This is a genomic window from Amycolatopsis circi (assembly GCF_003385235.1).
GTDB classification, from domain to species: Bacteria; Actinomycetota; Actinomycetes; order Mycobacteriales; family Pseudonocardiaceae; genus Amycolatopsis; species Amycolatopsis circi.
In genome coordinates, this window is the sequence record NZ_PQIA01000238.1 from 1 (window position 1) to 6,775 (window position 6,775).

Sequence of the window (6,775 nt, forward strand, 5' to 3'; positions counted from 1 at the left end):
GGCTGGCCTGGCTCGGCTGGCTTTGCGGCGGGGCCGGGGTCTGCAGCGGGGAGAAGAAGGGCGCCGCCGGGGTGGCGGCGGGCTGCTCCGGTGTCGCGGTGCCGCCGGGCGGAGTGCCCGGCGAGGCGGTCCCGTCTGGTCCCACCCGGATCGTGGTCGTCGGGTCGTCGAACGGACCGCGACCCGTCATCGTCGCTACCTGCGGAGTGCCTGCTGCTTCCGGCGCGCTGCTCTCCATGGAGGCGCTCGACTCCGGTGTCGCCGGGTTGTCCGGAGTCGTGCTGCCGGGAGTCGCTTGGGCGGCCGGAGTGCTCCAGGTGGGTGACCCGCTGGTCGAGGGCGCGTCCTGCCGCAACGGCGACGCCACGGGCGAAGCCGCCCCGCCGCCCGACGCCTCGGCGAGCAGTTCGTCGCGCTGTCGGCGGTGTTCGGCGTGTCCGAGGCGGCCGGCGGCCAACTCCGCGTCCAACCGCCGGAGTTCTTCCTGCCAGCTCATCACGCAACCCCCTGTCACCGGTTCGGGCGACAGTGTTCCACGCGCCCCGGTTCCGTAGGGCTCAGGTGCACAAGATCAGCCGAGATCTGCCCAGATCAGGCACCCGCTTCGCGCGCCAGCCCGGAATCCGGCGCGTCCGTACGATCGAGGCATGTCCTCCGCGCGCGGTGCGCTCGCCGCCCTTGCCGTGGATCGGCTCGCCGGTCTCGACATCACCTCCGCCGAACTCGTCGAGGCCGGGGCGCGGGCCGTCGGCGAGGGCCTCGACGCGCCCTCCCTGCCTGAACTCGCCGCTCTCGACCACCGCAACCACCAGGCGGTTTCCGCCGCCTTCTCGCACGTGGTCGAGGAGTTGGGCATCGAACTCCCGGCCGACGCCACCGCCGCCCAATGGCAGCTCCTCGGCGTACACCTCGGCGAGATGGTGCGCGGCGACGTCCCGCTCGCCGAAGCGGCGAAGAGCGTCAAAGCCTTCGACGGACGGCTCGGCAACCCGGCCGCCCTCTCCGAACTGCGCCAGTGGCTGGCGATGCTCGCGACCTGGATTCCGACCGACGTCACGCCGGTCAGCTACTGCGAGCAACAGGTTCTGCAGCAGGCGCGGGCGGTACTGGCCGGTCCGTGGCCGCCGGTCACCCGTTAAGCGGCAAAAACTGTCGTACATATGTTCTAAAATTGGCCGTGTACTGGGGAAACCATCCACCGGAAGGCGGCCGCCCATGACCTCTCCCAAGCCGACCTCAGCCACGTCGGCGTACGTCACGCTGCCCACGTTCGTCGGATACAGCGCCAGCAAGGGCCCGTCGCGTTCGTCGTTCGTCCGCAGGCAGCGCCGGTTGTACGAGGACCCGGCCCGCGCGGCGTTCAACTACTACCGGCGCGCGGCGAACGCGGTCCGGGCCGGCCGGGCGGCCCGACAGGACGAGGTGGCCATGCGCGCGCTGGTCAACAACGCCGACGAGCGCACCCGGCCGCATTACGCCGCCATCGCCGAGGGCTGGCTGCGCTATCTCGGCAGGCGGGATCCGAAGCTGGTGGAGGTCGGCCGGGCGAAGTTCTCGCTCGGCGAGCTGGAGATCGGCATCAGCCCGCAGTTGGGTTTGCGCAAGTCGAACGGCCGGAAGTTCGCCACCTGGCTGTACTTCAAGGAGGAGCCGCTCGCCCGGGACGCCGCGCAGCTCGCGTTGTGGCTGCTCACCGAGGGGATGCCGGATCTGCTGCCGGGCGGGGAGGCGCTGGTCGTGGACGTGCGCCGGGCGAAGGAGTTCACCTTGTCGGCGCGCGACCGCGAGCGGCTGCGGCCGTGGGCGGCCAGCGAGGCGTCGGCGTTCGTCACGCTGTGGCGCGCCGCATAACGGCTGCGTGCATGACTGACGGGCGCGTGGGGTAGAGGTAGCTGCGGACCGGGCGGTGTTTCCCGGTCCGCAGGCCACCCGGTCGAGTGACAGCTTGGCGCTCGGCTCCGGTGGACTGGACAATCCCGGCCCCGGACACGAAGCTTTCGGCAGTTTCGAGCCCGGCCGATGACTTCGAGGTCGACAAGTGAACGCTGCTGCTGCCTGGGAGCCGCTCTCGCGAGTGGCTGACGAACCCGCTTGGTATTGGGTGCACGACAAGCTCAGGTTCTGGCCGAGCACCTTCGCGCACGACTGGCCGGGTTTCCATGAGCCGCGCCCGTCGGCGGCCTGGGATCTCTCCACCGGCGAGTACGACCGCGCCTCGGCGGAGTTCCGGCTCGGCCCGTACGCGGTCGAAGAGCACGACGTGGCCCGCGCGGTGCTGGCCGCGCTGCAGGAGACGACCGCCGAGGACGACTGGCTGTGGGTCCTGCACTGGCAGCACCAGTCGTTCAAGTTCTGGCCGCACCGCATGCAGCAGAACGCGCCGTGGCCGGTGTCGGTCTTCCCGCGCGGCGACTACCACCTGTTTCTCGCCGCCGATTTCAGTTACGGCACGCTCGGGCACCCGTGGGAACGCACCTTGTGCGTTTTCGGCGACAAACTGCTCCCCGCGGTCGAAAAGCACGCCGACGGCATCCTCGCGAACCAGTTGCGCCGGGACGGCCAGCCCTCTGCGCTGACCCGCTGAGCATCGCCGCTGCTACCGTCTCGCACGTGTTCGAATACCACGGCTGGGTGACTATCGCCGCCACGACGACAGGCGACGACGACGCAGCTCTGTTGGAGCGCCTGGTCGATCGTGTCCACCGCTCCCTGCAAAACACGACCATGCTGGACCTGGTCGACCTGCGCTGGAGCGCGGGCCTGCCCATGCTCCATCTGGGTGGTCTAGACAAACACGGCGGAGCCATCGCCCCGCAACTGCTGGAAACCTTCGCCCGAGTCGGCGAACTGGCCCCCGGCTCCTACGGCCTCCTGCACATCTGGGACGACCAACACCCGGAACACGACAACGCCTTCCAGGTATACCGAATGGCAAGAGGCCAATTAACGGAACAAAAAGACCCGCACCTGTCCCCAGTAGCCCCCACCGCCCTAGACACCTACGAGCTATAACCAGGCACGAGAACACAGGATCCCGAAATTCGCCCCGCGGAATGGTCCCCACGCGCAGTTTAGCTTGCTCTGCAAGCAAAACGCGCCCACCACCCAACCGCAGCCGATAGCAACGCGGGGGTCCGGGGGCTCGGCCCCCGGGTGATATGGCGAAGGGCCTGTATCCACGCTTTTTGTGGATACAGGCCCTTCGGAACCTGAGCGGATGACGGGATTCGAACCCGCGACCCTCACCTTGGCAAGGTGATGCGCTACCAGCTGCGCTACATCCGCGTTAACCGCTTGGTGCTCGGTGTTGAAGACACTCTATACCGTCGCTTCGGTGACACTTTCGGGGGCCCCGGGATACGCGCGGACCTGCTGAGATGTGGTGCTTGCGCGTCACGCCGAGCGCACAAGGGGTGACGACGGGCGCTCTGCTCCGTATGGTGTCCCCAATCGACTTCAGTGGTGAGTCCTTCGGGGGAGGAGGTGCCTTGCCGGATGACCGAGCTGGGCACGGCGCCGCCACCAGCGGCCTCGGAATCCGACGAGCAGGCACTTTTGAAGCGGCTGCGCGACGGCGAGGACGCCGCGTTCGGAGAGTTGTTCGAGCTGCATGCCGCGGCCGTGCGCAGATTGGCGCAGAGTCTTGCCTCCGATCGCTCTGAAGCCGAGGACATCACCGCGGAGACCTTCTTCCGCGTGCTGCAGGCGTTGCGCCGCGGTGCGGGTCCGCGGGATTACATCCGGGCTTATCTGCTGACCGTCGCGCGGCGGGTGTCGTGGGAGTGGCACGGTGCGCGGCGCGATGTGCCGGTGACTGACGACGAGCTGACGTTCCGGGCCGGGGCTGGGGTGGACACGCCTGCCCGGACGGCTGAGCACACGTTGATCACGACGGCGTTCACGAGTTTGCCGGAGCGGTGGCGGACGGTTCTGTGGCAGACCGAGGTCGAGGGCGAGCAGCCGTCGATGGTGGCTCCGCATTTCGGGTTGTCGGCGAACGCGACGGCGGCGTTGGCGCGGCGGGCGCGGCAGGGGTTGCGGGCGGCGTATCTGCAGGCGCATTTGTCGGTGAATCGCGGTCCGGAGACGTGCCGGGCGGTGGTGGAGAAGCTGGGCGGGTTCACCGCGGGCAGTGTCACCGGCGCGGAGGCGGAGCGGATCAAGGCGCATTTGCTGGGGTGTCCGTCGTGCCGGGCGACGCAGGACGAGCTGCGGGACGTGTGTTCGTCGTTGCGGGCGCATGCCGGGGTGCTGGTGCTCGCGGTTCCGGCGCTGGCCGGGATCGGGAAGGCCGGCGGCGCGCTCGCGACGGTGAAGAGCGTGGTGTTCGGCTCGAAGGTGAAGGTCGGGCTGGCGTTGGCGTCGACCGCGGCGGCGGGTGCGGTGAGCTTGACCGCCGGTCCGCTGGTGTTCGGGACGCATCCGATGCAGAACGTCGGGCTGGGCGGGGGCGCGCCGGAGCTGGCGTTGCAGCCTCCGCCGCAGCAGCCTCCGCCGCCAGCGCAGCAGGATCCCCGGATCATCGCCGGGAAGCTGTACGGCAGTGCGCGACCGGCGCGCGCGGAGGTCCATCCGGGTGCTTCGCCGCATCTGGGTGCGGCCGAGGTGCCCCATTTGCCGGCGGCGCAGCAGCCGGTTTCCGGAGAGCAGTCCTCGTCGGCGTCGGATTCGGCTGGTTCGACGCCGCGCGACGATCTTCCGGGCCAGGACGCCAGCCATTCGGAGTCGCCGGTGACGAGCCGGTCGTCGAGCACTGAGTCGCGGGCGGATCTGGACACGTCCACGAACTCGTCCAGCCCGGGCGTGCTGAGCACGACGACGGACGACACGAGGTCGACGTACGCTCCGCCGCCCTCGTCGTACGTGCCGTCGCCGGATTCGTACCTGCCGCCGTCGATCACGACGACGCCGACCTCGTCGCGGCACGTTCCTCCGGCCGCTCCGCAGTCCACCGGCTCCGCTGACTCGTCCGACTGCCCGAAGTCCTCGAAGGCGGCCAAGACTCCCAAGCCCGCGAAGTCCGGCAAGCCGAGCAAGCGCGATGACACGGCCGAGCCGACCAAGCCCGCCGAGTCCTCCAGGGCGGACTCCACGTCCGGGCAGGATGTCACCGGTTCGGCCGATTCCTCAGCGGACGCAAGCTCCCGAACAGCCAAAACCCGGCAAACCGCCAGTAACTCTCAGTGAGCACCTCGCGCTCGACGGCACGGTCACGGTAACGTTGACCGAGTTCGACGTCGCCCGGGAGGCAACAGAATGAACCGGCTGGTACGCGGCGAAGACGGCCGCGACTGGGTGGTCCGTGCCCAGATGGAATGGCGGGCTCCCGCCACCGCAGACGATTTCGAACACGACGTCGCAGGCAGTTACGGACCTGGCATCGCGATGATCGTGGTCATGGGGTTCCTGGTGATCGCGCTGGTGGTCTGGACGCCGGACGTGGTCAAGGTGCCCGCGTGGGTGCTGCTGGCGTTGCTGCTGGTGGTGTTGTTCTTCCCGCTGCGGTGGATCCTGCGCCGTCCGTGGACGGTGGTCGCCGAGACCGAGGGCGACGTCGCGGGCGACCGGCCGTCGGAGCGCTGGGTCGGCACGATCCGCGGCATGTTCACCGTGTCCGGCGAGGTGAAGCGGATCTCGAAGACGATCCAGCGGCATTCCCTGCCGGACTTCGACGGTCCGCTGCACCCGGTCGAATAGACCTGGCCGGAACCGGGCAGGCGCGCGAGACTGGTGCCATGCCCGAGTTGCCCGAGGTCGAAGCACTGGCCCATCACCTGCGCGAACACGCCGTGGGGAGCACCGTTTTCCGGCTCGACGTCGCGTCGCTCAGCGTGCTGAAGACCGCGGTGCCGCCCTACACCGAGTTGCACGGCCGGGAGATCACCGGCGCGACCCGGCACGGCAAGCATCTGGATGTCGTCCTCGGCGATCTGCATCTGGTGGTGCATCTGGCGCGCGCCGGCTGGCTGCGGTGGTCGGACGGGTTGTCTCCGGCTCCGTTGAAGCCGGGCAAGGGGCCGATCTCGCTGCGGGTGCATCTGGAGTCGGCTTCCGGTCCGGGCTTCGACCTGACCGAGGCGGGGACGAAGAAGGGGCTGGCGGTGTGGATCGTCGCGGACCCCTCCGAGGTGGCCAGTGTGGCTCGGTTGGGGCCGGATGCGCTGGCGGTTGACGCGTCTCAGTTGCGGGAGTTGTTCCAGGGGAAGGGGACTCGGCTGAAGTGGGCGTTGACTGATCAGTCGTTGATCGCGGGGATCGGGAACGCTTATTCGGACGAGATCATGCATCGGGCGAAGATGTCGCCTTATGCGACGGTGGGGAAGTTGGACGAGGCTGCGTTAGAGGTTTTGGCCGAGGCGATTCGCGAGGTGGAGACGGACGCCGTGGAGCGGTCTGCGGGGCAGAAGGCTGCGCGGTTGAAGGGGGAGAAGCGGTCTGGGTTGCGGGTGCATGCTCGGACTGGGTTGCCTTGTCCGGTTTGCGGGGACACTATTCGGGAGATTTCCTTCGCGGATAAGTCGTTTCAGTATTGTGCGACTTGTCAGACCGGGGGGAAGCCGTTGGCTGATCGGCGGATGTCTCGGTTGTTGAAGTAGTTCCTTTGCTGTTGTGTTTCGGCTCGTCGCCTGGCGGCGACATTGCGCACGTTGGTTGCGTGGGGCACCCCGAAGCTGATTGTGATGACGGTCTGGGGTTGCTTGTCAAGGCGGGAAAGATGCCTTGACAAGCAACCCCAGACCGCATTTTTGGCTTCGTATCGGGGTGCGGGGGTGGT

Annotated in this window: 7 protein-coding genes, 1 tRNA gene and 1 pseudogene; 7 read left to right on the forward strand and 2 right to left on the reverse strand. The window is 68.4% G+C overall.

Annotated features, from left to right (window positions below):
- Positions 1-496, reverse strand: a pseudogene (locus D0D37_RS45175) (hypothetical protein); the annotation flags it as partial.
- Between the two features lie 151 nt (positions 497-647).
- On the opposite strand from D0D37_RS45175, the gene D0D37_RS45180 reads away from it, so the two are divergent.
- The 4 genes from D0D37_RS45180 to D0D37_RS45195 all read left to right on the forward strand — a co-directional run bounded on the left by D0D37_RS45180 (position 648) and on the right by D0D37_RS45195 (position 3,012).
- Positions 648-1,139, forward strand: coding sequence for a hypothetical protein (locus tag D0D37_RS45180; RefSeq protein ID WP_116206711.1), 492 nt, complete (start codon positions 648-650; stop codon positions 1,137-1,139).
- A 76-nt stretch (positions 1,140-1,215) separates the two neighbouring features.
- On the forward strand, positions 1,216-1,851 hold the full coding sequence (locus D0D37_RS45185; protein WP_116206712.1) for a hypothetical protein: 636 nt from the start codon (positions 1,216-1,218) through the stop codon (positions 1,849-1,851).
- A gap of 223 nt (positions 1,852-2,074) precedes the next feature.
- Positions 2,075-2,584: a DUF2716 domain-containing protein gene (locus D0D37_RS45190; RefSeq protein ID WP_116206713.1), complete on the forward strand. Its 510-nt coding sequence runs from the start codon at positions 2,075-2,077 to the stop codon at positions 2,582-2,584.
- Positions 2,585-2,610: 26 nt separating this feature from the next.
- Complete coding sequence (locus tag D0D37_RS45195) at positions 2,611-3,012, forward strand: Imm7 family immunity protein (RefSeq protein WP_116206714.1); 402 nt, start codon at positions 2,611-2,613, stop codon at positions 3,010-3,012.
- 200 nt (positions 3,013-3,212) lie between these two features.
- Here the strand turns inward: D0D37_RS45195 and D0D37_RS45200 are convergent.
- Positions 3,213-3,285: transfer RNA gene (locus D0D37_RS45200), tRNA-Gly, on the reverse strand.
- 210 nt (positions 3,286-3,495) lie between these two features.
- Here D0D37_RS45200 and D0D37_RS45205 point away from each other — a divergent pair.
- From D0D37_RS45205 to D0D37_RS45215, 3 genes are all read left to right on the forward strand, one after another.
- Positions 3,496-5,187 carry a zf-HC2 domain-containing protein gene (locus tag D0D37_RS45205; RefSeq protein ID WP_116206715.1) on the forward strand — a complete coding sequence of 564 codons (1,692 nt, stop codon included), beginning with the start codon at positions 3,496-3,498 and terminating at the stop codon, positions 5,185-5,187.
- 69 nt (positions 5,188-5,256) lie between these two features.
- Positions 5,257-5,697: a DUF983 domain-containing protein gene (locus D0D37_RS45210; RefSeq protein ID WP_116206716.1), complete on the forward strand. Its 441-nt coding sequence runs from the start codon at positions 5,257-5,259 to the stop codon at positions 5,695-5,697.
- Between the two features lie 38 nt (positions 5,698-5,735).
- Positions 5,736-6,596, forward strand: a complete 861-nt coding sequence (locus D0D37_RS45215; protein WP_116206717.1) for an Fpg/Nei family DNA glycosylase — start codon at positions 5,736-5,738, stop codon at positions 6,594-6,596.
- Positions 6,597-6,775 lie beyond the last annotated feature (179 nt).